The sequence below is a fragment of the Paenibacillus sp. J31R98 genome (genome assembly GCF_056269245.1).
In genome coordinates, this window is sequence record NZ_JBWDNO010000002.1 from 882,614 (window position 1) to 907,945 (window position 25,332).

The 25,332-nt window shown below is 51.0% G+C and carries 25 protein-coding genes; 1 reads left to right on the forward strand and 24 read right to left on the reverse strand.

The features are described 5' to 3' along the window. Positions 1-115: 115 nt before the first annotated feature. From rpoD to yqfC, 16 genes are all read right to left on the reverse strand, one after another. Complete coding sequence (gene rpoD, locus AC0YNX_RS12735; protein WP_116187488.1) at positions 116-1,243, reverse strand: RNA polymerase sigma factor RpoD; 1,128 nt, start codon at positions 1,241-1,243, stop codon at positions 116-118. Positions 1,244-1,261: 18 nt separating this feature from the next. Beyond that, a complete protein-coding gene (gene dnaG, locus AC0YNX_RS12740) occupies positions 1,262-3,121 on the reverse strand; it encodes a DNA primase (protein ID WP_475816032.1) in 1,860 nt (619 codons plus the stop codon). 41 nt (positions 3,122-3,162) lie between these two features. After that, complete coding sequence (locus AC0YNX_RS12745) at positions 3,163-3,630, reverse strand: YaiI/YqxD family protein (RefSeq protein WP_475816033.1); 468 nt, start codon at positions 3,628-3,630, stop codon at positions 3,163-3,165. Between the two features lie 84 nt (positions 3,631-3,714). Then, complete coding sequence (locus AC0YNX_RS12750; RefSeq protein ID WP_475816034.1) at positions 3,715-4,533, reverse strand: pyruvate, water dikinase regulatory protein; 819 nt, start codon at positions 4,531-4,533, stop codon at positions 3,715-3,717. A 130-nt stretch (positions 4,534-4,663) separates the two neighbouring features. Beyond that, on the reverse strand, positions 4,664-6,745 hold the full coding sequence (glyS, locus tag AC0YNX_RS12755) for a glycine--tRNA ligase subunit beta (protein ID WP_475816035.1): 2,082 nt from the start codon (positions 6,743-6,745) through the stop codon (positions 4,664-4,666). Beyond that, positions 6,738-7,625 carry a glycine--tRNA ligase subunit alpha gene (glyQ, locus tag AC0YNX_RS12760; protein WP_116187493.1) on the reverse strand — a complete coding sequence of 296 codons (888 nt, stop codon included), beginning with the start codon at positions 7,623-7,625 and terminating at the stop codon, positions 6,738-6,740. Before glyQ ends, glyS begins: the two co-directional genes overlap by 8 nt. 328 nt (positions 7,626-7,953) lie before the next feature. Continuing rightward, positions 7,954-8,808 carry a DNA repair protein RecO gene (gene recO, locus AC0YNX_RS12765; protein ID WP_475816036.1) on the reverse strand — a complete coding sequence of 285 codons (855 nt, stop codon included), beginning with the start codon at positions 8,806-8,808 and terminating at the stop codon, positions 7,954-7,956. A gap of 40 nt (positions 8,809-8,848) precedes the next feature. Continuing rightward, complete coding sequence (locus tag AC0YNX_RS12770; RefSeq protein WP_475816037.1) at positions 8,849-9,001, reverse strand: YqzL family protein; 153 nt, start codon at positions 8,999-9,001, stop codon at positions 8,849-8,851. Between the two features lie 95 nt (positions 9,002-9,096). Continuing rightward, positions 9,097-10,035: a GTPase Era gene (gene era / locus AC0YNX_RS12775; RefSeq protein ID WP_475816038.1), complete on the reverse strand. Its 939-nt coding sequence runs from the start codon at positions 10,033-10,035 to the stop codon at positions 9,097-9,099. Between the two features lie 34 nt (positions 10,036-10,069). Next, positions 10,070-10,651 carry a cytidine deaminase gene (cdd, locus tag AC0YNX_RS12780; RefSeq protein ID WP_475816242.1) on the reverse strand — a complete coding sequence of 194 codons (582 nt, stop codon included), beginning with the start codon at positions 10,649-10,651 and terminating at the stop codon, positions 10,070-10,072. Then, positions 10,534-10,884, reverse strand: a complete 351-nt coding sequence (locus AC0YNX_RS12785) for a diacylglycerol kinase family protein (RefSeq protein ID WP_475816039.1) — start codon at positions 10,882-10,884, stop codon at positions 10,534-10,536. The genes cdd and AC0YNX_RS12785 overlap by 118 nt, the downstream gene beginning before the upstream one ends. After that, positions 10,884-11,381 (reverse strand): rRNA maturation RNase YbeY, encoded by a 498-nt coding sequence (gene ybeY / locus AC0YNX_RS12790; RefSeq protein ID WP_475816040.1) that lies wholly within the window; start codon positions 11,379-11,381, stop codon positions 10,884-10,886. Before ybeY ends, AC0YNX_RS12785 begins: the two co-directional genes overlap by 1 nt. Then, the gene (locus AC0YNX_RS12795) at positions 11,378-13,624 is read right to left on the reverse strand and encodes an HD family phosphohydrolase (protein ID WP_475816041.1); all 2,247 of its coding nucleotides are present in this window, start codon (positions 13,622-13,624) and stop codon (positions 11,378-11,380) included. Before AC0YNX_RS12795 ends, ybeY begins: the two co-directional genes overlap by 4 nt. Before the next feature lie 360 nt (positions 13,625-13,984). After that, positions 13,985-14,956 (reverse strand): PhoH family protein, encoded by a 972-nt coding sequence (locus AC0YNX_RS12800; protein ID WP_475816042.1) that lies wholly within the window; start codon positions 14,954-14,956, stop codon positions 13,985-13,987. A gap of 6 nt (positions 14,957-14,962) precedes the next feature. Then, complete coding sequence (gene yqfD / locus AC0YNX_RS12805; protein WP_475816043.1) at positions 14,963-16,165, reverse strand: sporulation protein YqfD; 1,203 nt, start codon at positions 16,163-16,165, stop codon at positions 14,963-14,965. A 96-nt stretch (positions 16,166-16,261) separates the two neighbouring features. Further along, positions 16,262-16,540, reverse strand: a complete 279-nt coding sequence (yqfC, locus tag AC0YNX_RS12810) for a sporulation protein YqfC (protein WP_090573678.1) — start codon at positions 16,538-16,540, stop codon at positions 16,262-16,264. A 154-nt stretch (positions 16,541-16,694) separates the two neighbouring features. On the opposite strand from yqfC, the gene AC0YNX_RS12815 reads away from it, so the two are divergent. Beyond that, positions 16,695-16,994, forward strand: coding sequence for a DUF5658 family protein (locus AC0YNX_RS12815; protein WP_475816044.1), 300 nt, complete (start codon positions 16,695-16,697; stop codon positions 16,992-16,994). A 52-nt stretch (positions 16,995-17,046) separates the two neighbouring features. On the opposite strand, the gene AC0YNX_RS12820 is transcribed toward AC0YNX_RS12815, so the two are convergent. From AC0YNX_RS12820 to AC0YNX_RS12855, 8 genes are all read right to left on the reverse strand, one after another. After that, positions 17,047-17,580, reverse strand: a complete 534-nt coding sequence (locus AC0YNX_RS12820) for a hypothetical protein (protein WP_475816045.1) — start codon at positions 17,578-17,580, stop codon at positions 17,047-17,049. 39 nt (positions 17,581-17,619) lie between these two features. After that, the gene (gene floA / locus AC0YNX_RS12825; RefSeq protein ID WP_475816046.1) at positions 17,620-18,606 is read right to left on the reverse strand and encodes a flotillin-like protein FloA; all 987 of its coding nucleotides are present in this window, start codon (positions 18,604-18,606) and stop codon (positions 17,620-17,622) included. 21 nt (positions 18,607-18,627) lie between these two features. Next, positions 18,628-19,983, reverse strand: coding sequence for an NfeD family protein (locus AC0YNX_RS12830; RefSeq protein WP_475816047.1), 1,356 nt, complete (start codon positions 19,981-19,983; stop codon positions 18,628-18,630). 90 nt (positions 19,984-20,073) lie between these two features. Beyond that, positions 20,074-21,420 carry an MATE family efflux transporter gene (locus AC0YNX_RS12835; protein WP_475816048.1) on the reverse strand — a complete coding sequence of 449 codons (1,347 nt, stop codon included), beginning with the start codon at positions 21,418-21,420 and terminating at the stop codon, positions 20,074-20,076. Between the two features lie 123 nt (positions 21,421-21,543). Further along, the gene (locus AC0YNX_RS12840; protein ID WP_475816049.1) at positions 21,544-21,987 is read right to left on the reverse strand and encodes a GatB/YqeY domain-containing protein; all 444 of its coding nucleotides are present in this window, start codon (positions 21,985-21,987) and stop codon (positions 21,544-21,546) included. A gap of 15 nt (positions 21,988-22,002) precedes the next feature. Beyond that, positions 22,003-22,176, reverse strand: coding sequence for a 30S ribosomal protein S21 (gene rpsU, locus AC0YNX_RS12845; RefSeq protein WP_090573672.1), 174 nt, complete (start codon positions 22,174-22,176; stop codon positions 22,003-22,005). 167 nt (positions 22,177-22,343) lie between these two features. Continuing rightward, on the reverse strand, positions 22,344-22,682 hold the full coding sequence (locus AC0YNX_RS12850) for a histidine triad nucleotide-binding protein (protein ID WP_475816050.1): 339 nt from the start codon (positions 22,680-22,682) through the stop codon (positions 22,344-22,346). Between the two features lie 104 nt (positions 22,683-22,786). Then, positions 22,787-25,234 carry an EAL domain-containing protein gene (locus AC0YNX_RS12855; protein WP_475816051.1) on the reverse strand — a complete coding sequence of 816 codons (2,448 nt, stop codon included), beginning with the start codon at positions 25,232-25,234 and terminating at the stop codon, positions 22,787-22,789. Positions 25,235-25,332: the final 98 nt, after the last annotated feature.

The window sequence follows — 25,332 nt, forward strand, 5'->3', positions numbered from 1 at the left end:
CGTCCAGAAATCCTCTCTCATGATGGTATATGTAGACGGTGTGAAAGTGACTTCAGCCAATAAGGCTGACTGATGGAAAAAAGACCTCGCTGCCTTAGCAGAAAGGTCCCTTCATTTATTCAAGAAAATCTTTCAAACGTTTGCTTCTGGACGGGTGGCGAAGCTTACGGAGTGCCTTCGCTTCGATTTGACGAATCCGTTCACGGGTAACGCCAAACACTTTGCCTACTTCCTCCAGTGTACGAGTACGACCATCATCAAGACCGAAGCGGAGTCTCAGCACGTTCTCTTCACGCTCCGTGAGCGTATCCAGCACGTCCTCCAACTGCTCCTTCAAGAGCTCATACGCAGCAGCATCTGCTGGCGCAAGTGCCTCTTGATCCTCAATGAAATCACCCAAATGCGAATCGTCTTCTTCCCCGATTGGAGTTTCGAGCGATACCGGCTCTTGTGCGATCTTCATAATCTCGCGTACTTTCTCTGTGCTCAGGTCCATCTCAGCCGCAATTTCTTCTGGGCTTGGCTCGCGGCCTAGCTCTTGCAGCAATTGACGGGATACACGAACGAGCTTATTAATCGTCTCCACCATATGAACAGGGATCCGAATAGTACGAGCTTGGTCAGCAATTGCGCGCGTAATCGCTTGTCTGATCCACCAAGTTGCATACGTACTGAACTTGTAGCCTTTGGTATGATCGAACTTCTCAACTGCTTTGATAAGACCCATATTGCCTTCTTGGATAAGATCGAGAAACAGCATTCCTCGTCCAACATAACGTTTCGCAATACTAACGACCAGCCGCAGGTTTGCTTCAGCGAGTCTGCGCTTCGCTTCTTCATCACCGTTCTCGATCCGTTTGGCCAGTTCCACCTCATCATCAGCCGACAACAGCGGCACACGTCCGATTTCTTTCAAATACATGCGAACCGGATCGTTGATTTTGATGCCAGGCGGTAGTGCCAAATCATCATCGAAATTGAAGTCGTCTTGCTCGCGCTCCTGTTCATCACGATTGCCCATCGGATGATCATCGTCGTTCTCATTTACCACTTCAATGCCGATATCATCGAGCTGCTCGAAGAACTCATCGATTTGTTCCGGATCCTGATCAAACGGGGACAGTTTCTCCATGATCTCTTTGTACGTTAAGGAGGATCTTTTCTTCCCATGTTCAATCAGCTGTTCCTTGACGAGTTCCAGCTTTTGTTCAGTATCCAGTTCAGTATGTTGATCATTCGCCATATTCCGACTCCCTCCTCCCTAGAAACGATCATCCTGCCGACCTTTTAGCTGTCTCTCTAGGGCGATAATCTCACTTGCAATTTGTGCCGCTTTCAACATGTCCCCGGAACGTTCCGCTCGTACCATAGTTTCCTTCAACTGATCAATTTCCCGAAACTTTGGCACTTTCCTAATTTCATTCACATAATCGGCGAGCAGATGCTCATCGAATGGAATGTCGTCATCCATCATCAGAATGGAAGCGGCTGTCCGTTCAAGGCGGTCATCCTGGAGCGATGCGATAAACCGGCTTACATCCGGATCATGTCCTTGGGCGTAATAAGCATATAAGTAAGCAGCAAGCGCTGCGTGATCCTCTACATTAAAAGCTTCTCCAAGCTTTTGATGTACCGTATTCGCGATATCCGAGTCCTGCAGCATCTGGGCTAAAAGCTTGCGCTCAGCTACTTGATACGCAGGTAAAACGGGCGGCGCTGAGGACGTACGACGGTTCTCACGGTTTTCATTCCTACCATTATTCCACGAATTATCGTTATTATCCCTTGGCGGTTTCATTTTTTGCAGCTGCTGCCGCCTCTCGAAGGCATCCTGCTTTAATGAATCCAGAGACATATCGAACTCTCGGGACAGCTCCTTTAAATAAAACTCCCGCTCGGTAGGAGAATCGAGAGCAGCAATAATGCCAACAGCCTCGAGCAAGTAGTCTTTCTGTCCTTCTTCTTCTAGGAGTATATGGTTTTTCTTCGCATATAGTAGTCTAAATTTTGTAGCAGACACGGGATGTTCAATCGTTTCACGCATGAATGCAAGAGCACCATGTTTCTCGATAAATTCATCCGGGTCCATGCCTTTAGGCAGCATCGCGATCTGAACGCGCATTCCGGCTCGCTCCAAAATCGGAATGGACTTCAGCGCTGCTGCTTGTCCAGCGTTGTCACCGTCATAACAAAGCACGGCTTCATCAGCATTGCGCCCCAGTAGTGAAGCATGCTCGTCTGTCAGTGCCGTCCCCATGGAAGCAACGCCGTTCTCGACCCCAGCGCTCCATGCTTTAATGACATCCATGTACCCTTCGAACAATATAACGCGCCGATTCTTACGCATCGACACGCGGGCATAATGGAAGTTGTACAAATTGCGGCTCTTGTTGAATAGCATGGTCTCCGGGGAGTTCAAATATTTAGGCTGACCTTCACCTAGCATCCTGCCGGCCATCGCGATTACTTTACCGTCACGGTTCCAGATCGGAAACATAACCCGGTCGCGGAATCGGTCAATGTAGCCGCTTCTGTCCTGCTTGCCAATGAGAAGCCCACCCTTCTCCATGAGCGCGAGATTGTATTCCCGCTTCTCCAGAAACCGGGCTAAAGTGTCCCATTCAGGAGGAGCATAACCGATCATATAATGATCAATCTGCTTGTCCGTCACACCGCGTGAGCGTAAATACTGCAGCGCTGGCTGTCCGTGCGTCGTGTTCATGAGCAAATAATGATATAACTTCGCCGCCAGCTCATGCGCTCCAATCAGCGTGTCGCGGTCGCCGCCGTCTTCCGTATTCGTACGTTCCGCTGCGCCTGACCACGTGATTGGAATTCCCGCTTCTTCCGCCATGATGCGAACCGCTTCGGGGAAAGAATATTCTTCGATTTCCTCGATAAACTTGATCGCATTGCCGCCTTTGCCGCACCCGTAGCAGTAGAAGATACCTTTCTCCGGAGTTACGGTAAATGACGGGGATTTCTCTGAATGAAACGGGCATAACCCCTTCATGTATTTCCCGTGCTTCGAGAGGTGAACGTACTTTCCGACCGTTTCTACAATATCGTGGTGCTTAAGCACCGCTTCAATGACAGAATCCGGTATTTTCCCGTAAGCCATACACCTTCACCTTCATCCTAATTGACAAGTAATACTATTCGCTACAGCTTGTCATTTTCCTTCCGGGTCTGCAAAACTTTTGTCAGCTTTTGCTGAAACCTTGCGCGATCTTCATTGCTCATCGCTTTCGGGCCTTTCGTTCGCATTCCGCCCCGACGGGCTTTGGCTAGTTCATGCCTGCGCTCCATCAAGTAATCAATGTTGCTGTCATCATACTCTTGCCCGCGCGGAGACAGCGCTATTGCGCCTTTGGCCAGCACAATCGTCGCAAGCCCGAAGTCCTGCGTGACCACGATATCGCCTCGTGAGATATGGTTTGCAATATACAGATCAACAGACTGGTCGCTCCGGTCAACCTGCATAATCGCGACACCCGCTTCCTGCTGAAGCCGATGATCGTGCGAAGCAACCATCAATACCGGAACATCGAAACTTCGAGCTGTTTCGACAATTTCCCGTTTGACCGGGCATGCATCCGCATCGACCACAATTGTAGGAAAAGCTTTCATTTTCGCTGCATCACCGCATCTTATTGGAACTACCGTACTATTATATACGGCAAATAACCAAAAAATCCTGCACAAAAACACACATCAGTTCGATTCAATATACTCCAGGATGAGGCTAGCTGTTTCTTCAACCGCCCGATGCGAAACGTCGATCACCAAACAACCGATGCGATCGGTAATCTTCTTCGCATATTCGATCTCCCGCTCAATTCGCGCCGTTGTTGCATAGGCTGCGCTATCGGGAAGACCGAGCGCCTTCAGTCGTTCCTTGCGAATGCCGTTCAGATAACTCACGTCAATCGTTAGGCCGACGACCTTCTCTCTCGGAATTTGGAACAGTTCGTCCGGCGGCTGAAGCTCCGGCATAAGCGGTACGTTCGCGACTTTGAACTGCTTGTGCGCGAGGTACATCGACAATGGCGTCTTGGACGTTCGAGATACGCCGACCAGCACGATGTCCGCTTTTAGAATGCCCGTCGTATCCCGCATATCATCATATTTGACGGCAAACTCAACCGCATCGACCTTGCGGAAGTAATTCTCGTCAAGCACATGATTGAGCCCTGGCTCCTGTCTGGATTTGCGCTTCGTCTTCTCTTCCAGGCTCGTTATGAGCGAGCCAAGCAGATCAATGGCCGTCACTTGATGTTGCAAAGCCAGCTCCACCATCCGAACCCGTAAAGCGGGAAGCACGAGCGTATAAAGGATGATTGCACTGTGCTCCTTGGCTAGCAGGATAAATCGCATGAGCGACGCCTCATCATGGACGAACGGCGCCCTGCGAATATCTGCATTAAGGGGATGAAACTGGGCAACCGCCGCCCTGACGACAAGCTCCCCCGTATCACCGGCAGAGTCGGAAACGACGTAAATAATGACATCAGGCTGCGTTTCGGCTGCCATTTGGTTCACCCTCCTTGGGATTAAAATGTGGCTTCTTTTTTTTGCGGAAAAAGGCTACTTCATGAGAAAAATGCCGTGCATCTTTCCTGGGAAGAACTGAAGGTAGCCTCTTTTCCTTACGGAAAAAGGCTTACCAAACCAGTTTAGACAAATCCGCCACTTTCAACACGCTGCCCGCAATAGCGGACAAAGTTGCCAGACGGTTCGCACGAACTGCCTCGTCCTCAGCCATAACCATAACTTTGTCAAAGTAGTTGTTGATCGGCGTTTTCAGACTAGCCAGCTTCTCAATTGCTTCTGCTGCACGGCCTTGCGTAACAAGTGCGGCAATGTCGGCTTGCACCGCTTCCCAAGCGCTGTACAAGGCTGACTCAACGTCTTCCGCGAACAGCATCGCGTTTACTTCCGCCGATGTCGCTTTGGACGCCAGGTTGCATACGCGGTTGAGCGCATCCACAACGCCTTTGAACTCATCGCGACGATCGCCTGCTGCACAAGCTGTAACTGCTGCTGCGCGATCAACGGTCTGGCTCAGATCATTAAAGCCCACTGCCATTACGGCATCAACGACATCGTAACGAACGTTCTGCTCAGTGAGTACATTCTTCACGCGAAGCAAGAAGAACTCATACAAGTCTTTACGCACCTCTGCGCGATCGCGTTTCATCGTACCCGCTGCATGTACATCAATTGCTAGATCGAACAATGTTTCGAGCGGCAGCTTGAGGCCGTGCGCCAATACGATTTGTACGATACCTGCCGCTTGACGGCGCAGTGCGTAAGGATCCTGCGAGCCTGTAGGAATAATGCCGATCGAGAAACAGCCAACGATAGTGTCGATCTTGTCTGCGAGGCTGACAATAGCGCCGACTACGGATGCCGGAGCGCGGTCACCTGCAAAGCGTGGCTGGTAATGCTCGTTGATTGCTTTAGCTACCGCTTCTCTCTCGCCTGCTTTACGCGCATAATCTTCGCCCATGATGCCTTGCAGCTCAGGGAACTCGTAAACCATTTGTGTAACAAGGTCGAACTTGCAAATTGCCGCTGTGCGAGCGACATCGTCTGCCGCTTGAGCATCCAATTGCAGCGCATTCGCCAGCTTGCCTGCCGTGTTCACGATACGGCGCACTTTATCGGCAACCGTGCCGAGCTCTTCATGGTAAACGATCGTTTCGAGCTTCTTAAGCGCATCGGTAATTGCCAGCTTCTGATCTTCTGCATAGAAGAACTTCGCATCGGATAGACGTGCGCGAAGCACTTTCTCATTACCTTTGGCAACGGACTCAATCGAAGTACGATCGCCATTACGAACCGTAACGAAATAAGGCAGCAGCTTGCCTTCCTTATCAAGGACCGGGAAGTAGCGCTGATGCTCGCGCATCGAAGTAATCAGCACTTCCTGCGGAATGTTCAAGAATGCCGGATCGAACGAACCGAATAGAACGTTCGGATATTCAACGAGGAAGACCACTTCTTCGAGCAGATCTTCTTTAATGTCGATGTGCCAGCCCTTCTCGGCTGCCAGCGATTTGATTTGCTCGACGATCAGCGCTTCACGCTCTGCCACATCCGCAATAACTTGCTGCTCTCTCAGGCGCTCCACATAAGCTGAAGGCTCGGATACAACTGTCTCACTGCCAAGGAAACGATGGCCGCGTGTTGTCTTGCCGCTTTGAACTGCCGTAATTTCGAACGGAACGACCTCTTCGCCGAACAGAGCAACGAGCCAGCGAATTGGACGAACGAAACGCAGATCATAAGCGCCCCAACGCATATTTTTCGGGAACGACATGGATGTAATGAGTGCAGGCAGCCCTTCCGGCAGCACATCGCTCGTTACTGTACCGATACTGCTCTTGTTGGCATACACGTACTCAACGCCGGCAAGCTCTTTGAAGAAGAAGTCTTCCGGAGAGACGCCTTGACTGCGTGCGAAACCAAGCGCCGCTTTGCTCCATTCGCCTTGCTCATCAAGCGCGATTTTACGAGAAGGGCCTTTCACTTCCTCGTTCACATCGGCTTGCTTCTCTTCCACATCACGCACCAGAACCGCGATACGGCGAGGAGTTGCATAAGCCTCAACAGCGCCATGGCTGATTCGGGCAGAATCCAGCCATTTGACCGTCTTCTCTTTCAATTGATTCATCGCTCCGCGCACGAATCGCGCCGGTACCTCTTCAAGTCCGATCTCAAGCAGCAAATCTTTAGCCATTGACGTTCACTCCTTTCTTCAGCAACGGGAAGCCAAGACGCTCACGCTCTTCCAAATAAGTAGCCGCACAAGCACGGGCGAGGTTACGGACACGCATAATGTAGCCTGTACGCTCCGTTACGCTGATTGCGCCGCGCGCATCCAGCAGGTTGAATGTATGGGAGCATTTCAGAACATAATCATACGCCGGGAAAACAAGCTTATGCTCCATGGTCTTCTTTGCTTCTTCTTCATACATGTTAAACAGCGAGAACAGCATCGCTGTATCGGAGGTTTCAAACGTATATTTCGAATGCTCAAACTCAGGCTGCAGGAACACGTCGCCATAGGTTACGCCGTCTACCCACTCCAGATCGAACACATTTTCTTTCTCTTGAATGTACGAAGCAAGGCGCTCCATACCGTACGTAATCTCAACGGCAACCGGATTCGCGTCAATACCGCCGACTTGTTGGAAGTACGTAAATTGCGTGATTTCCATGCCGTTCAACCATACTTCCCAGCCGAGACCCCAAGCGCCGAGCGTCGGCGATTCCCAGTTATCTTCAACGAAACGAATGTCGTGGTGAAGCGGATCAACGCCAAGACGCTTCAAGCTCTCAAGATACAATTCTTGAATGTTGTCCGGCGACGGCTTCAGAATAACCTGGAATTGGTGATGCTGATACAGACGGTTAGGGTTCTCGCCATAACGGCCGTCTGCTGGACGACGGGAAGGCTCAACATAAGCCACGTTCCAAGGCTCAGGACCGATGGAACGCAGGAAAGTCATCGGGTTCATCGTGCCCGCGCCTTTCTCCGTATCATACGGCTGAACGAGAATGCAATTTTGCTCTGCCCAGAACTGCTGCAGCGTCAAAATCATGTTTTGAAAATTCATTTCATTCATCTCCTTAAGTTGTAGTACCGGCCATTCCAAGTGCGTGGCATATAAAAAAGCCCTCGCCCACTATGTCCGGAAAATCAGACATAGGGACGAGAGCTATCATCTCCCGCGGTTCCACCCTACTTGGTTCTCAAGATATGCGATCCTGAAAACCCGCTTTTAAGAAAGCTGCAAGAACTCCGGAGCGCCCTTCACCGAATACGTCCGTCCAGGCTCCCACTACCCCCGGCTCGCTTTACTGACGACTGTAAACAGTTACTTTCTCCTTCAACGTTCCTATTTCATAATAACATATCATAACATTGCCAATAAGGTGTGTCAATTATTCTGCGTCGCCCTCTTTAGGATCTAAAGTATCACGAGATACATTTGCCTCGCCCTCGCTAGCTTCTTCGTCCGCTTCACGCTTAGGCTGCCGGCGAACCGGCACCGTCAAATCAAAGCGCTCCATCTGATCCAGGAACGAACGCGATTTCAATTGCAGCGCCAGATGCGTATCCATAAGCGTGCGCATAACGAGCTTAAGCTGTTTCTTCGTTTCATCTCGCACCGTAATGTTCCCAAGCCTGCGCAGATCGAGCTGACGGAACAGCCTAAGCAGCTTGAGCGCGCCTTCGCTAAGCTCCATTGCACTCGGATCCTTATATCGGCATCTGCTGCACAGAATGCCTCCGGCTCTCGCACTTAGCGCCATTCGGCCCTCAGCATTGCCGCAAGACATGCAAGCGGTAAAATCCGGGGCATAGCCTGCCGCTTCAAGAATCTTCAACTCGAAGAGCTGGATCGTAATCGCAACATCCTTGCCTTCAACAAATGCGGTCAAGCATGCTTTCAGCTGTTCGTAGATATAGGCGCTCGCATCTTCTTCCTGAAGCGCCCTGTCTACCAATTCGACCGCATAAGAAGAGTAGGCGGTTAGCTCCAATTGCTCACGCAAAACATGGTGAGATTCAATAATCTCACCATGCGTCAACGTGCCTAAGCCGCTATTTCGGAAAAATAAATATTCGCCGTACGTAAACAGCTGTGCAAGCGATCCATGACGACTCTTTACTTTTTTGGCGCCACGCACGACAATACCGATTTTGCCGTGCGTTCTCGTAAAGAGCGTAATGATCTTATTGCCTTCTCCATAGTCCGTACTGCGGATGACAATGCCTTCGACGCGATATTGCATAATCGCTTTTCCCCCGGGCCTCCCGCCTTACAGCGATCGGTTATAACATGCTCTCGGTCTCGATTGCAGCCTCTCCATCTTCCTCGCTGCTGGCAGAGTCAGCAACAGCTGCCTGCTCCTCTATCTCCTTATAAAGCATAAAAGCTTCCACATCCCCGGTCAGCGCAAAATACTTCCACGAAAAATTTCGCATTCGTATTCATCCTTTCCGCATGAGAATGTTGCTCATGAATTAGGATGCGATAAAGGGAGTAAGCCTATGCCTTACAATTTTTAACTAAAATGCGCTTAGTCGTGTCGGAAGCCGAGATCCTTCAGTACGCGATCTTGATTGCGCCAGTCCTTCTTGACTTTCACCCACAGCTCGAGGAATACGCGCGAGCCGAGCAGCGTCTCGATGTCACGGCGCGCTTCTTTGCCGACCTGCTTCAGCAGTGCGCCTTGCTTGCCGATAACGATGCCTTTCTGCGAATCACGCTCGACGTAGATGACAGCCCCGATATAGACAACTCCATTCTCTTGCACGCGCATATCCTCAATTGCGACAGCAATGGAGTGTGGAATTTCTTCACGAGTGAGATGCAGAATTTTCTCGCGGACAAGTTCGGCACAGACGAACTGCTCCGGATGGTCAGTCACTTGATCCGCTGGATAATACTGAGGTCCTTCCGGCAAATAGCCGCTCAACACGTTCAACAGCGTGTTCACATTGCTTCCCTGAAGCGCGGAGATCGGAATGATCTCTGCAAAGTCATACAAATCCTTATATTGCACGATGAGCGGCAGCAGCGCTTCCGGCTCGATCTTGTCCATCTTGTTCATGATGAGGAACACCGGCGTCTTCACTTTCTTGAGCGCTTCGATTATGAAGCGGTCACCGCCGCCGAGCCCTTCGGATGCGTCAATTAGAAACAGCGCTGCATCCACTTCGCCAAGCGTGTTGACAGCCGACTTCACCATGAAGTCTCCAAGCTTGGACGTCGGTTTGTGAATACCAGGCGTATCTAGGAACACGATTTGCGAATTGTTGGTCGTGTAGACGCCGTGAATTTTGTTGCGCGTCGTTTGCGGCTTGTCCGACATTATGGCGATTTTCTGCCCGATGACTTCGTTAATAAGCGTCGATTTGCCTACGTTCGGTCTGCCGACAATAGCGACGAAGCCGGAATGAAACTTTTGTTTGGATCCTTTTGATCCAGATCCTGATCCTGTTGTTGATGAGCTCATAGGTTGTCCGTTAATCCCCTTCCAGATGCGGCGGTTATACTTCCTTCGTTAGCGAATCTGACGAGAATGCGCCCGGCAGTAATTCCGCAACGGTGGAGACACGCCAATCTCCCTTTACATTCCCCATAATGACAGGCATGTCTGGCGGGCATAGCTCCACTAGCACCTGTCTGCATACGCCGCAAGGCGTAATCGGTGCCTCTGTGTCGCCGACTACTGCGATCGCTTCGAACGAGCGCGCTTGATGTCCATCCGCAATAGCGCGGTACAACGCGGTGCGCTCTGCGCAGTTCGTTGGGCTGTATGCTGCGTTCTCTACGTTGCAGCCCATATGGACGCCGCCTTCGGAGTCAAGCAGCGCTGCGCCGACTTGAAAGTTCGAATACGGCACGTACGCACGCTTCATTGCCTCCAAAGCTTGCTGAAGCAGCTGCTGCCACTCCGCAGATAACTCGTTCATTGTATTATTCATCGAGTATCGATTTACTCTCCTTCTCCCTAAGGACGTAGATGCGGTACAAATACGATTAAGCCTATAATAACAGCTGCAATCGCCAAGATAAGCACCGCTCCAGCAGCCGTATCCTTCGCAGCTTTCGCAAGCCGATGCTGCGATGGGCTTGTCAAGTCAACGACATGCTCAATAGCGGTGTTCACAAGCTCTGCTGACATGACCGCAGCTTGCACCAGTATGATGATCAGCCATTCGGTCCGCGATAGATGCGCGATGAGCCCCGCCACATTGACGATAATGGCCGCTGCAACATGAATGCGCATATTCGCCTGCGTGCGAATACCTGCTCCAATTCCTGCAAACGCAAAGGAAAAACTGCGGAGCAGCCTGCGCATTAGCGAGTGAGGCCGACTTGGCGCAATGCCGCTTCTTGCTTCTCTGTCATGACCGCTTCGCTTGCCTCATCCTGATGATCGTAGCCGATCAGATGAAGGAACCCGTGCACGAACAGGAAGCCAAGCTCACGCTCCAAGGAATGTCCGTATTCTTCACTTTGTAGTTTAGCCCGTTCAGCCGAAATAATAATGTCGCCAAGCATGCCTTCAAACGGGATATTCTCGTTCTCGTCTTCCACTTCATAGATAATTTCCAGCTCTTCGTCCGTCTCTTCTTGCATCGCGAACGACAAGACGTCAGTAGGCCGGTCAATATTCCGATACTCGCGGTTCAACTGGTGAATTTCTTCATCATCGACGAAGGTCAGCGTCACTTCGCCTTCAGTCAGCCCCTCGGCCTCTGCCGCAAGCTGCAGCACCTTATCGAGCACGCCGATAAAGTCTTCGGAAATTTCGATTTTATCTTGATCGTTGATCCATCCTAATTGCAAGCTCATGCCAGCCGCTCCTTTTGTTTAACGTCTTCCGGATATTCAATGCGTGAATGGAAGATGCCGATGACGGTTTCTTTCAGCGTCTGTGCAATCTTCTCAAGCTCCTTCAGTGTAATATCGCATTCGTTAAATTGATCGTCGTCCAGCCGGCTCTTAATGATCTTGTTAATCATGGATTCAACCTGCTCCACTGTTGGACTGCGAAGGCTGCGAACTGCCGCTTCGACACAGTCTGCAATGCCGACAATTGCCGCTTCCTTCGACTGCGCCTTCGGGCCCGGATATCGGAAGTCATCTTCGGTGAAATCCGGCTCGATGCCCGCTTCCTCCGCCAATTTATACGCTTTGTGATAGAAATACTTCAGGAATGTCGTACCGTGATGCTGCTCGGCTATGTCTCTGATCGGCTTCGGCAGCTTGTGCGCGCGAAGCATCTCGACTCCGTCTCTAGCATGCGCAATAATGATCGATTTGCTCAGTTTCGGCTCAATCGAATCATGCGGGTTCTCGATATTCGTCTGGTTCTCAATGAAATAACTCGGTCTCTTCGTCTTCCCGATATCGTGATAGAACGAACCGACGCGGCATAACAAGCCGTTCGCGCCGATCGCCTCTGCCGCAGCCTCTGACAAATTGCCAACCATCACGCTGTGGTGATACGTTCCCGGCGTCTCCGTCAGCAGCTTGCGCAGCAGCGGATGGTTCGGACTCGACAGCTCGACAAGCTTCAGAGCAGACAATATGCCGAAAGTCACTTCGAAGAACGGCATTAATCCGACAACAAGAATCGCCGTCAACAATCCGCTTGCAAAAGCAAACGCCACTGTCATGATCATTTCATTCTTGTCCGACATCTCTCCTAGCAGCAGTATCGCCAATACGGAGGCCGAACCAAACAAGCTGACCATAATGCCTGCCTTCAGTATCGTCGAACGCTGGCTAGCCCGGTGAATGGCAAAGATCGCCGCGAACGAGATGACCGCAGTCGTGAAGCCATAATTGAAATCGAAAATACGACCAGAATCCATGTTAAAGATAACGCTGCCCATAATCGCAAACAAGAAGGAACTTACGACTGCAAGCTGAATATCGAGCAGCAGCACAATCAGCATCGCTCCCATCGCTGTAGGAGCCAAATAACCGACATAGGGCATCGTCTGCGTCTGCGTTAAATCAATAATTTGCATCGCAACGATATTGAGCACATAGATCAATAGCAGCATAACGAGCTGCGTATTGCTGTACTTGGTCCGCGTGCCGCCGGATAAGCCAGCCGCCTTCTCCAAGTAGCTGTAGATCACAATCGTGAACAAAATAGATAAAAGCAACAAACCAAGCTGCGGCCAGTATGTCTTCTTCGTCTGAAGCAGTCCAATGGAAGATAGGCGATCGTACATCTCTTTGGAAACGGTCTCGCCTTTATGAACAATAATATCGCCTTGCTTGATGACAACAGGCGGCGTGTTCTCTTTGGCAGCGACTCTAGCATCGTTCGTCGCTTGTTTGTCCAAGAACTTGTTCGGCATAAGGGCATACCGAGCGAGCTCCTGCACAATTTCCCTCGTCTTGCGCTCACTAAGCGAGCTGGCATTGACGAGCTCCGCAACTTTCGTACGAGCGGTCTCCGCTTCGCGAAGAGAATCGCCCATTAGCTTATGTACAATGGATACAGCGACCTGCTGCATGTCACCGATCTGAATCGGCGACAGCGATGGCAGCTTATAATACGTTTCTTCGGGAATCCGATAAGCTTGCGCTTTGACGGCAGCAGCCATCTCTTCGAGCAGCGTATCGTTGTACGTGCCATTGCCTTTGTTGTTCCGAACGAACTGATCCACATAATCGGTGTACAGCTGAGGAATTTCGGTGCGGTAAATCGACACCTTATTCTCGAGCGTCACTTGATCGTCCTGGTTCAATTGCTCCATCCGGGCAAAAATTTGCTCGAGCAGCACCTCGCTCCGCAGCGCGACGATGGAATAGATCGGCTCCACCTGCTCGGCAGCTTGCTCCTGCGCTTGCAGGGTCGCCTTCTCATCCTTAATCTCCATCGGCGCTTCGATGTCGCGATCGCTTGGCTTGCCAAGCTCAATGTTGTATGTCTCCGGGAGCACATGAGGTGCTAAAGAAAAATAAAACAACAAAACAAACAGAAGCATTAGCACCCATCTTACAGCGGCGCTGTGCTTCCATCCATTCCATCCTGATGGCTTGGATTCATCCAGGCTGGTTCCTTGATTCACCATCTTATTTATCCTCCCAAACCTAGAACAATCCCCCAAAAAGCTGCGCGGACATCCCCCTAAATCCCCCTTAAAAAGGGGGACCCCAGGGACTCCCGTCCCTGGACCCGGAAGAACCGAGCCTACGACTGGGCCGTCTTCGACCATACTTCGACGTAGGCTCGTTTTCGTCCGCTGGCGCGGACACACTTTCATGCGGCGTTCTTACGCCACGTGGTGCCTGATTAAGGTGGAAGAATGCTACTTTTTGTCGATATCAGTAACATTCGTGGTGGGAATCGCTTTTGTGACCTTCGGTCACAAGGCTAACTTTGAGTGGGTGGCTTGCGACCACATTTTATAGGCTTGCACCTACAAAATAGACTAAACCTGCTTCTCTGCATCCACATTGTATGCTGTGATAATCTTCTGGACAAGCGAGTGTCTTACGACATCTTGCTCGGTGAAGATGATAAACCCGATCTCAGGAATATCGGCAAGGATGCGCTGTGCTTCTATAAGCCCCGAACGCTTGCCGCGCGGCAAGTCAATTTGGGTAACGTCGCCGGTAATGACCATCTTCGAGCCAAAACCAAGCCGCGTCAGGAACATTTTCATCTGCTCCGGTGTCGTATTCTGTGCCTCGTCCAAAATAATAAATGAATCCTCGAGCGTCCGTCCCCGCATATAAGCGAGCGGCGCTACCTCGATAAGTCCGCGTTCAAATGCTTTGGTCGTTTGATCCGGGCCGAGCACGTCATGCAGCGCGTCGTACAGCGGTCTTAGATACGGATCTACCTTCTCTTGCAGATCGCCTGGCAGGAATCCCAGGTTCTCGCCTGCCTCGACTGCTGGCCTTGTAAGAACGATCCGTTTGACGGAGCCTTCCTTCAGCGCAGCTACCGCGAGCACAACCGCGAGATACGTTTTTCCCGTTCCGGCTGGGCCGATTCCGAATACGATGTCCATCCGTTTGATCGTCTTGACATAGTGGCGTTGACCAATCGTTTTTACCCGGATCGGTTTGCCGCGAAACGTTGTCGTAATTTCGGCCTTGAACAAATCTAGCAGCTGATCTGCCTGCAACGTACGCGAGAGGTCGAGCGCATACATAATATCGCGTTCAGACGGCGTGTAGCCGCCGCGCACGAGCTGCTGCAGCACGGAATAGAGCTGTTCGATAGAATCCACCTCGGCGCTAGGACCCGAGATTGAAATTTCCGCTTCACGAGAAGAGATGTCTGCTGACGTTTGCTTCTGAACTAACCGTAAATACTTATCCTGCGGGCCAAACAACGCTAGGCCTTCCGCTGCGTTTGCAAGTGGAATCTTGGCTACTTTGAATTCATTTTGCAAAAATACTCAATCCCCTTGCATCTGAACTATCGGTCTCTCTTTCGCGATCGATTGATCCACCTCAAAAAGCACTTTCATATAAACTTTACCATTGTCCGTCTTTTCATGCAAAATGTTTTCGCCAAGCACCTGTGCATCAGGGCCGACTTTAGCCAGTACATCCGCCTTCGCCATCTCGAGTCCTTCGGCTTTGGCCTCCTCAACACTGACCGTTTGCGTTTGGAGTACAACCTCATAGATCGTCTCTTTCATTCTTCCAAACGGCATCTTCATCGTCCGCCACGCGGCCTGCTCCTCCTGCTTCACGCTCTCGTACATCGCAAAAGGACTGCCGCCATATCCGCTCACCTTCATCGCCCGACCTGCGACAACGGCGTACCAAACCACTTTCTTCTCGCCCGTATATACTTTCGTCTGCCGGGTTAACGGCGAAACAATGTCATATTCATGCCAAACAATTCCCTTCACGAAGCCTTTCGCGACGACGGCCTTGGCATTGTTCTCGTCTCCAAGCATACCTGAGATGAGCACATCTCCTTGCTTTACGCGCATATTGCGTTTCACGACAGGCCTGCCGGTCTCAGCCATCACCTTCGTCACCACCGCATCCGTCGAAGCGACGAGATGGCGCGGGTTCATCGGCGTCTTCCTATCCGGCACCGAAGACTCAACGACTTGAATCGTGATGCGCGTGCCATGCTTCTGAACGCCGACCCAAGCCGCTCCAGGGAGCTTCTGCGCCATTTTCTTCGACAATACGTTCACATCTTCAAGCCGGAATGACCATTGGAACGGATAGAGCCCCTCCTGCTTGGCGACCTGCATGATTTGCTCCTCCGAGAGGCGATCATTGCCCTTCACGTCGATGGACCAGATGAGTGAGGAGAGCAAGTACATTCCGATGAAGAATAGAATAAGTCCTGCTGCAAAAAAAACACGCTTCTGCGCACGCCGCACCCAGAACGGAAGCCCTTGACGCGACGTCACGTGGATCCGGCAGCCTGTCTCTTTCAGGATCGAGCGAAGCTGGAAGAAATCCGTCACAAGCATATAGCAGTCAAGCTCCCCCTTGCTTGTCCGCCTAATGGACCAAAGCGACAGCCCTTTGGATAGCGCAGAGTTCACCAGCCTCTCTGATGCTTCTCCGCGCACTCGGACTGTAATATAGCCGCGGAGCCACTGCATCCACGTTGCATTCGTCGCACTCATTATTCAAGCCCCCTAACGGTTGTTCTGTCCTTGCTGCTTGTCCAGCACGCGACCAGGAAGCCTTGCTTCCACCTGAAGCGCTGCTCCCCACCCGCATTACTCGCGTACTTCTATATTTTTAATAAAACCTTCGATGACGACTTCTTCAGTCCAGATCGTACGGATAACGAGATCACTGCCCGTCACCTCGATTTCGCCTTTGCTAAGCGCGAGACGCAGCTTATCGCTTGAGAAATGCAGCACGCCGCGATGATTCTCAATGTAAAGTTGGCGGTCGCCGATCATGGTTAGCCGAGGCAAATCCATCACGACATCCTGCGGCAAATCGAGCAGATCGGCAGCCATTTTACGAAGTTTGCGATTTAAACGGCTCATGCCGGCAGAGGCCCCCTTCCCGTACTGTACCAAAATATGCGCGAAGCGCTGGAAATATGAGAGTTCAACTGCTCCTTCGGTTGTACGTTTTTGTATTTATGATACAATTTGTATATAATGAAACAAAATGTATCATGAGTTGAGGTGACAACGGTTGCGGATCGTCTTACTTACATTCATACTCCTTGCTAGCGCAAGCGATGCTGTCTTAACAGACCTTGGTCTGCGTGCTGGAATTATTCAAGAAGCCAACCCATTTATGGACTGGCTCTATCACCAGAGCACCCTAGCCTTCTTCCTCTTCAAAGTTATGCTTCCACTGCTCCTTCTGTTCCTCATCCCGCGCAAAGTAACCCATCTTCTGAGAAGTCTGATGGTCATCACCTGCGTGCTTTACGTATGCGTACTTGGCATGCACGGTATGTGGATCGTGACGTCTTACTATCAAATTTGAACGCGCAAAAAAAACACCACGCTCTATATGCGTGGTGCTTCTGTTTGAATACTTACATCCGCCGAAGCGATCGCTTCGAGCGCGGAGGACCGAGCACCTCCGCCATCACGAAGGCGCGGCGCAGCTCCTCGCCCTGCGGCATGCGGAACGCGGCACTGCCGCCTTGTGCACGCTGAGGTGATTGAACTGCCGGCTGATGCTTGACAGCTGCAGGCGATCGCAGCAGCGGTGAGTCATACTCGAACTCCGACTCCGTTTGCGATGGAATCATGTCTCCTCGCGGCTTCATCTGCGTCTTATATACCGGCGCGGGCGCAGGCACTGGCGCTTGCGGAGGGATCGCTGCACGCTGCTTCACAGGCCGCACTGGTCGCTCTTCGCGGCGCGACGTCTGCTGAGTGCCCGTCTCGTGCGCCTGGCCTTGAGGCCGCCCCTCCTGCCGCCTAGACTGCTCGCCACCGAAGGTCGGCATCCGATTCGGTGAATTTTGTTTGCCTCTTGCCTTGTTTATCATCGTCAGCAGAAATCCGATGAAGATGACAACGACATAAATGTTCGAGAAGAGGAGTTCAATTAGTGATCTCACTCAGACACCTCCTCCACAAGATTACGATAGAGATATGGGCTATTCATTCTTCTCCGGAGTAGTGCCGCCTCCGATAGAATTACGCATGGATGTATCAGCTTCAAGGTTCTTTAAGTTCATATAATCGAGTACGCCGATCTTGCCGGTCTTCAGCGCTTCAGCCATTGCCAGCGGCACTTGCGACTCGGATTCAACCACTCGCGCTCTCATCTCGATCACGCGTGCTTTCATCTCCTGCTCCTGAGCGACCGCCATCGCGCGGCGCTCCTCCGCCTTCGCTTGCGCGATCCGCTTATCCGCCTCAGCCTGCTCGGTCTGCAAGTGCGCACCAATGTTCTTGCCAATGTCAACGTCGGCAATATCAATAGACAGAATCTCAAACGCCGTACCCGCATCAAGCCCTTTGCCAAGCACCGTGCGGGAGATCAGATCCGGATTCTCAAGTACGTCCTTATGCGAATCCGAGGAACCGACTGTCGTAACGATACCTTCGCCGACACGGGCAATGATTGTCTCTTCGCCAGCACCGCCGACGAGGCGATCAATGTTCGCGCGAACCGTTACGCGCGCTTTAACTTTCACTTCAATCCCGTTCTTAGCGACAGCCGCTACAATTGGCGTCTCGATGACGCGCGGATTAACGCTCATCTGTACGGCCTGCAGCACGTCACGCCCTGCAAGGTCAATCGCTGCAGCGCGTTCAAATTCCAATTCAATATTCGCACGTTGTGCGGCAATCAAGGAGTTGACAACGCGGTCTACGTTACCGCCCGCGAGAAAATGACTCTCCAGCTGATTAATCGTCAGCCCAAGACCTGCTTTGGTCGCTTTAATGAGCGGATTGACGATCCGGCTTGGTACGACGCGGCGAAGCCGCATGGCTACAAGCGTAATAATGCCGACGCGAACGCCGGATGCTAGTGCCGAAATCCATAGCATAATCGGGAAGAAGCTAAGGAACACCGATACTGCAATGACAGCTAGCACCGCGACAATGACAATCGTTACTGTTGGATCCAATTCCATAACTTTAATCCCTCCACTTGTTTATTGAACATCCATTTCCTGTTCGACGACGACGCGAGTACCCTCAACTTTGATAACAACGACTCTTGCTCCTGCCGGTATGAACTCGCCTGCGGTAACGACATCGACGCGCTTATCGTCGATCTTAACGGTACCAGCCGGGCGCAGCGGCGTTATCGTCGTCCCTTTCATGCCGAGGTACGACGACTTGCTAGCCGTTGATACATAGCCTTCCTCAGTCGTCAAAGCGTCTTTAAGAATGAACTTGTTCCAAACACCTCGGTGCGCGAACCTCTTCGCGACTACGAATACAATAATACCCGCAACCACAAGTGCAATGAGGAGAGACAAACCCGCAGACTTCGGATTTGGAGCAGCCATCAGCACACCTGCGACTAACGATGCCGCGCCTAGAACACCAAGGATGCCGAAGCTCGGAATGAATATCTCCGAGACGAGCAGCAGTATCCCGATGACGAACAGAACGACATCTTCAAGCCCTGCGAATCCGGCGATGTAATGGCCGAAGAAGTAGAGCGTGAATGCAATGAGACCGCCGATGCCGGGTAAGCCGAAGCCAGGCACCATGAGCTCAATTGCGATGCCTGCAATGCCAAGAATGAGCAGCAGCGTCATGACCGCCGGCGTCGTCAGAAACTGAGCTATCCGCTCCATAACGCTCGCTTGGAAGTTCACGACGTTCGGCTGGGACAGCTTCAAGCCGTCCAGCGCTTCCTGTACGGTTGCCGCCGTATACTCGGCATAGCCGACTTTCACCGCATCAGCAGCAGATAGCGTAAGGACATCGCCTTTCTCCTTCGTCCTGCCAAGCTCCTTCAGCTCCAGCTCCAAATTCGTGTTGACCATAGCAGCCGCAATATTCGGGTCACGCCCGTTCAGCAGCGCCGCTGACTTCATCTCCTCCGTCCAGAAGGAAACGGTCTTCGGATTCGTAATCAGCGTTCCGCTCTCATCCACGACTGCTGCAGCACCCATTGTACTGCCAGGCTGCATGACGATCTGCTTCGCATTCAGCGCGATATAGGTACCTGCCGATACCGCCTTGCCCTGGATGTAAACGGTCGTCGGCACGCTGCTCGTTCGAATAAGCTCGCCAATGTTAAGCGCATTGTCCACCAGCCCGCCAAGCGTGTTCAGCACGAGCAGCACACGCGTCGCTTTCGCATCCTCCGCTTCTTTGTACGCCCGCTCCAGGAAGCGCTCCAGACTCGGATCAACCGTATCCTTCGCCTCCACCACATAGACGGTTGACCCAAGCTCATCAGCAGCGACAGCCGCTGGTACAACAGCAAACAACGAGCAGAGCAGCGCCGCAGCAATCGGCAGCAGGACAAGCATACGCAATCTTTGGATCATTCGCATGATTAGCCCCCTTATTGAATAACAAACGACTTCACATTCGTCTATGCTACATCTACGTCCTAGACCGCAAGGCGTTTCGTTTTATCAGTGAGATGCTTCCTTCAGACGCACTGCTGTCCAGTCCGTACGGTAAAACCGAATCATAACCGCGATCCCAAATATGGTCAGGAACGTATACAGCGCCAGCCACGCCCCCATGCTGCCCCAATGGAATACGAAGATAAAGATATATGCGAGCGGGACAAAGACGAACCAGCTGACGATAAACGATACGCGCAGAAGGAAGGTCGTATCGCCGATGCCGCGCAGACCGCCAGCGAAGAAATTCAGCAATCCGTCGAACAGCTGCAAATAAGCAGATATCTTGATGAGATACGCCGCCAGCTCGTATACTTCTTTGTCATTCGTATAAAGATGTGTGATTTCATTGGCAAATATGAGTTCAACCGTGCCAAGCACAATGAGGAAGATCGAGCCGAGAATCGCGGTATCCGTGCCGGCGCGGCGGCCAAGCAGCGGCGTTCCTTTACCAACGTACTGCCCGACTAGAATCGTCGCGGTCGAGCCGAAGGCGAATGCAGGCATGAAGCCGAAGGACATAATGCTGAGCGCCACTTCGTTCGCTGCAAGCGCTTTGTCGCTAAGCCGGGCAACGAATGCGGTAAAGATATACATGGATAAGCTAAGCGAGAACTCTTGAACGCCAAGCTTGCCGCTCTCGATCGAGATGAGCTTGGTCTCCAGCCAGCTGAGCGAGAATGCAATCCGGCTGCGTGTCTGATACTTCTTGTGCAGCAAGAAGAAGAATATGAAACCACAGATAAGCGTCTGCATCGCTTCGCCGAAGATTACAGCGATACCTGCTCCGGTTAGGCCGAGCTCCGGGAAGCCCCATTCCCCAAACGTAAGCGTATACGTGAGTAGAATAATTGGCACATTCGTGATTAGCGATACGACCATCGACATCTTCGTAGCGCCTATGCCGCGCAAGAAGCCATGGAAGGCAAAGTTAATGATGCCGAACGCCATTCCGTAGAACCGCAGCTCCAGATAAAAGTCCCCTGTGCTGACAAGTTCTTTGGACCCTCCGGTCCACCTGAGTATATCGCCCGCGCCGATCCAGCCGACGAGCGCGATAACGAGAGCGAACGCGATGCACATATACAAAGCGATGTACGTACGCTGGATGCCTTTGCGCATATCGCCTGCCCCGTTATTTTGTGCAACAAGGTAATTAACGGTATGCCCGATGCCTGAGAATAGGGCGAATGCGTTATACATAATGATGTTGGAAACGCCTACAATTGCAATGATAAGTGCGCCTAGCTGTCCGACAATAATGAGATTGATCGTACCTGTCACCGTCATGCTGGCGAATGAAACGAGCGACGGGATGGCAAGTACTAAGATTTCTTTCCAATTACGTAGCATTGTGCATGAAGCCTCGTTTCTTTAGGTTAGCACTAATTGTGGGCTAATATGCGCAAATGGTCAATACGATATAACGAAAAAACACCCCCCGCTAGGCGGGGAGTGTTTGGCTGTCAGCCTATGTTATTGCAGAAATTGCTGCACAAATGTGTTTACTAGTTTACCGTCAGCCCGCCCTTTTGTTTTAGGCAAAAGTGCACTCATGACTTTCCCCATGTCGGCTTTGGAAGAAGCACCGGTCTCCTGGATGGTCTGCTGAACAATCAACTTGATCTCTTCTTCGGTCAGCTGCTGAGGCAGGTATACACTAATAATTTCAATTTCTGCTGCGACGTCTTTTACAAGATCATCGCGGCCGGCTTTCTCAAATTCTTGGAGGGAATCTTTACGTTGTTTGATCTCCCGACTTAAGATATCAAGCACTTCAGCGTCTTCAAGCGGACGTTTCAGCTCGATCTCCTGATTCTTGACAGATGAGCGAATCATCCGAATTGTCTGGAGCTTGAACTTCTCTTGGCTCTTCATCGCTTGCTTCATATCGTCGTTCAATCGTTCGCTAAGGTTCATTGTGGAAGGATCCTCCTAAAACTTTCTCTTACGCGCAGCCTCGGACTTCAACTTACGCTTTACGCTAGGCTTTTCGTAATGCTTGCGTTTCTTCACCTCGGCCAATACGCCATCCTTTGCGATGGTACGTTTGAAGCGGCGGAGTGCAGCATCGATCGTCTCGTTTTTGCGAACTTTTGTTTCAGACACCAGTTTTCCCTCCCTCCGAATCAGACCGTCCAGTAAAAAAAGTTAACACGGATCATCAAATTTAATTATATGTTATGAGGAAAGGCAGTGTCAACTTAAATGGACAAGCTATTTTTATACAGGAGCCTAAACCGCTTTCCATCCCCGGGAAAGAAGCAGCAAAAATCTTAACCCAGTCCCTTTAATTTCTCCCCACCAAGGAGGTGAATATGCAGGTGGTAAACAATTTGTCCACCATCAGAATTGCAGTTATTTACCAGTCGATAACCGGATTCAGCGACGCCTAGCTCCGCAGCAACATGACGGGCGGCCCGAAGCAGCTCAGCCATAAGCGCATCGTCTGCGTCTGTCACATCATTCATCGTAGCGATATGCTTCTTCGGGATGAGAAGAATATGTACCGGCGCTGCAGGCTGAATGTCGTGGAATGCGAGGACGTGCTCATTCTCATACACTTTTTTGGATGGAATGCTGCCTTCGATAATTTTACAAAAAATACAATCCATTCTCTTCTCCTCCTTCACCTCAATTTACGCGAAAACATCTACTCCCCATCATATCGAAAAAATATGGACAAGTCCAACTCGGGAGATCTGCCGCAGAGCGAATATTATTCACTTCTTGATTGCAGTGGCTGCAGCGTTCTGCCTCTTAGGAACATCGCTTCCACATTGCTTGCGGATAGCGGCCTGCTGTAATAATAGCCTTGAATTTCACTGCAATTGTTGTCCACCAGAATATCGAGCTGTTCCTTCGTCTCGATGCCTTCAGCGATGACATCCATGTTCAAATGCTTCGCCATGGAAATAATCGTCGCTACAATCGCTTTGTCGTTCACATTCTCGGTAATGTCACGAATAAACGAACGGTCGATCTTCAGCTTATGAATAGGCAGAAGCTTAAGATAGCTAAGTGAGCTGTATCCGGTTCCGAAGTCATCCAGACTAATGCGAATGCCGGACTCCGACAGTTCATTCAGAATGCTGCTGGATACTTTCGGATCCATCATCATGCTCTCTGTAATCTCGAGCTCCAGATAGCGGGATTCAAGTCCTGTTTCTTCCAAAATGTCTTTAATATACGTCGTCAAATTCGCCTGATGGAATTGCTGGGAAGACAGGTTGACCGAAACCGTGATGAGCGGTCCTCCCGCGTCATGCCATGCCTTCATTTGCCTGCAAGCTTCACGCAGCACCCAAGTGCCTAATTCGTAAATCATCGCGGTTTCTTCCGCAATCGGTATGAATACGCTTGGCGACAGGACTCCTTTCGTCGGATGCTGCCAGCGGACAAGCGCTTCGACGCCGATAATCTGATTGGTTTCCGCATCGGCTTGCGGCTGATAATCAAGGAATAGCTGGCCTGTCGCCAGCGCTTGCCTTAAATCGCCTTCCAGCTCGATTTTCTCTTGCAATAGCGCATGCAGTTCTTTGGTGTAGTACTGATAGCCGTTCTTCCCGTTCTTCTTCACTTCATACATGGCGGTATCCGCATTTTTCAATAATTGCACCGCATCCGCTCCATGTTCGGGATAAACTGCGATCCCGATGCTCGTCGTGACGTAGAAATCATTCTCTTTCAATCGATAAGGCACAGCAACAACCTTAATGATCCGCTCCGTAATCTGCGTGATCTCTTCGTATCCATAACTGCCGTCGCATAGCAGCGTGAATTCGTCGCCGCCCATGCGAGAGAGCGTCATGTCATACTCGCTGATGCAATCTTGAATGCGCCTGCTCACTTCCTGCAAGAACATGTCTCCATACGTATGCCCGAGCGAATCATTGATTAACTTGAAGCGGTCCATGTCCATGACCATAACGAAAAACCGCCCGCTTCCGCTCTCAATCATTTGGGCTAGCCTCTGATTGAACCAACGCCGATTAGGCAAGCTTGTCAGCTCATCGTGAAACGCCAGATGCTGAATCTTCTCCTTCGCCGCCTTCTCCTCCGTCACGTCCTTGGCGATCACATAACTGCCTACGATTTGCCCGTTCACGTTTACCGGAACATTCACGACATTAATATCTACGCGATGGCCAAGCTGATGGATAATGGCGGATGGATAGTTCTGCATCTCTCCGTTTAACGACTTATTGACCATTTCTCGCGTACGCTCTAATTCGTCTTCTGCAACGAAAGGCAGCATGCTGCTGAGCGAATTGCCGCGGAACCAGTTTCCAGGAAGGCCAGTCAGTACTGTAATCGCCACATTGTAGTCGATAATCTTCAGGTCTCTGTCAATGGAGATGATGCCATCCTGATTGTTCTCGAACAACGATTTGTACCAACGTTCATTCTGATATATCTGCGAATCCTTCTTGGATAAGCGATTGGAGATATAAATGCCGAATATCGACAGTCCCAATGTGAACAGCGTTGCGCCTACGATGAGATAGGGCAGGAACGTCTGGTCCAGCACGACGCCTTTCACGACCTCTGATTCCGCAAGCATTTCAAACTGAGCGGCATGCATGCCAGTGTAGTGCATACCTGCCACGGCAGCTCCCATAATGAGGCTGCTAACAAGCTTTACCCAAATCTTATTCCGAGCCTTGCCTTGATGCAGGAAGAATGCAAGCCACAACGCTGCATTCGAAGCAATAAACGCAATTAATATCGACAATGAGAAATAGAACGGATCATAGGTAATATTAATTTGCATGGCTGCCATCCCGGTATAATGCATGACCGAGATTCCTGTTGCGAGCAGCAGCCCGCCTGCGATCAAGCGCGGAATCGTCAGCTTGCTCTGGCCGACAATAATGAGCGCGACAAACGCTGCCGCAATGACGACGACCACGGAGAAGATAACCTTCTCCAAATTATAAGCAACGGAAGTACTAAGCGAGAATGCGAGCATGCCGACAAAATGCATGGACCATACGCCAAGTCCCATCCCGACTGCGCCGAAAGCAACCCACCCCCAGCGCTGCATTCCTCTCGACGTACTAATCCTCCCGATCAAATCTAGCACTGTATACGAGGCGACAGTCGCAACCAAATAAGAAAATAAGACCAACATCAGGTCGTAAGAGCCCTGCAAATGATGATGCACCAATGTCCCTCTTTCATGAATGAGATGAACTTCATCTTCATCATAAACGAATTTATGACAATTTTCAGCAAAAATAATGCCAGATGATGCTAATGAAC

Coding starts and splice junctions, on each gene's coding strand:
- floA (WP_475816046.1), bottom strand. CDS start 18,606: ATGGAATTGGATCCAACAGTAACGATTGTCATTGTCGCGGTGCTAGCT.
- AC0YNX_RS12830 (WP_475816047.1), bottom strand. CDS start 19,983: ATGATCCAAAGATTGCGTATGCTTGTCCTGCTGCCGATTGCTGCGGCG.
- AC0YNX_RS12795 (WP_475816041.1), bottom strand. CDS start 13,624: ATGGTGAATCAAGGAACCAGCCTGGATGAATCCAAGCCATCAGGATGG.
- rpoD (WP_116187488.1), bottom strand. CDS start 1,243: ATGGCGAATGATCAACATACTGAACTGGATACTGAACAAAAGCTGGAA.
- ybeY (WP_475816040.1), bottom strand. CDS start 11,381: ATGAGCTTGCAATTAGGATGGATCAACGATCAAGATAAAATCGAAATT.
- AC0YNX_RS12835 (WP_475816048.1), bottom strand. CDS start 21,420: ATGCTACGTAATTGGAAAGAAATCTTAGTACTTGCCATCCCGTCGCTC.
- era (WP_475816038.1), bottom strand. CDS start 10,035: ATGAGCTCATCAACAACAGGATCAGGATCTGGATCAAAAGGATCCAAA.
- recO (WP_475816036.1), bottom strand. CDS start 8,808: ATGCAATATCGCGTCGAAGGCATTGTCATCCGCAGTACGGACTATGGA.
- AC0YNX_RS12745 (WP_475816033.1), bottom strand. CDS start 3,630: ATGAAAGCTTTTCCTACAATTGTGGTCGATGCGGATGCATGCCCGGTC.
- yqfD (WP_475816043.1), bottom strand. CDS start 16,165: ATGAGTGCGACGAATGCAACGTGGATGCAGTGGCTCCGCGGCTATATT.
- glyS (WP_475816035.1), bottom strand. CDS start 6,745: ATGGCTAAAGATTTGCTGCTTGAGATCGGACTTGAAGAGGTACCGGCG.
- AC0YNX_RS12750 (WP_475816034.1), bottom strand. CDS start 4,533: ATGGCAGCCGAAACGCAGCCTGATGTCATTATTTACGTCGTTTCCGAC.
- glyQ (WP_116187493.1), bottom strand. CDS start 7,625: ATGAATTTTCAAAACATGATTTTGACGCTGCAGCAGTTCTGGGCAGAG.
- AC0YNX_RS12840 (WP_475816049.1), bottom strand. CDS start 21,987: ATGAACCTTAGCGAACGATTGAACGACGATATGAAGCAAGCGATGAAG.
- dnaG (WP_475816032.1), bottom strand. CDS start 3,121: ATGGCTTACGGGAAAATACCGGATTCTGTCATTGAAGCGGTGCTTAAG.
- yqfC (WP_090573678.1), bottom strand. CDS start 16,540: ATGAGCCGTTTAAATCGCAAACTTCGTAAAATGGCTGCCGATCTGCTC.
- AC0YNX_RS12785 (WP_475816039.1), bottom strand. CDS start 10,884: ATGCGCAGGCTGCTCCGCAGTTTTTCCTTTGCGTTTGCAGGAATTGGA.
- AC0YNX_RS12850 (WP_475816050.1), bottom strand. CDS start 22,682: ATGGATTGTATTTTTTGTAAAATTATCGAAGGCAGCATTCCATCCAAA.
- AC0YNX_RS12770 (WP_475816037.1), bottom strand. CDS start 9,001: ATGCGAAATTTTTCGTGGAAGTATTTTGCGCTGACCGGGGATGTGGAA.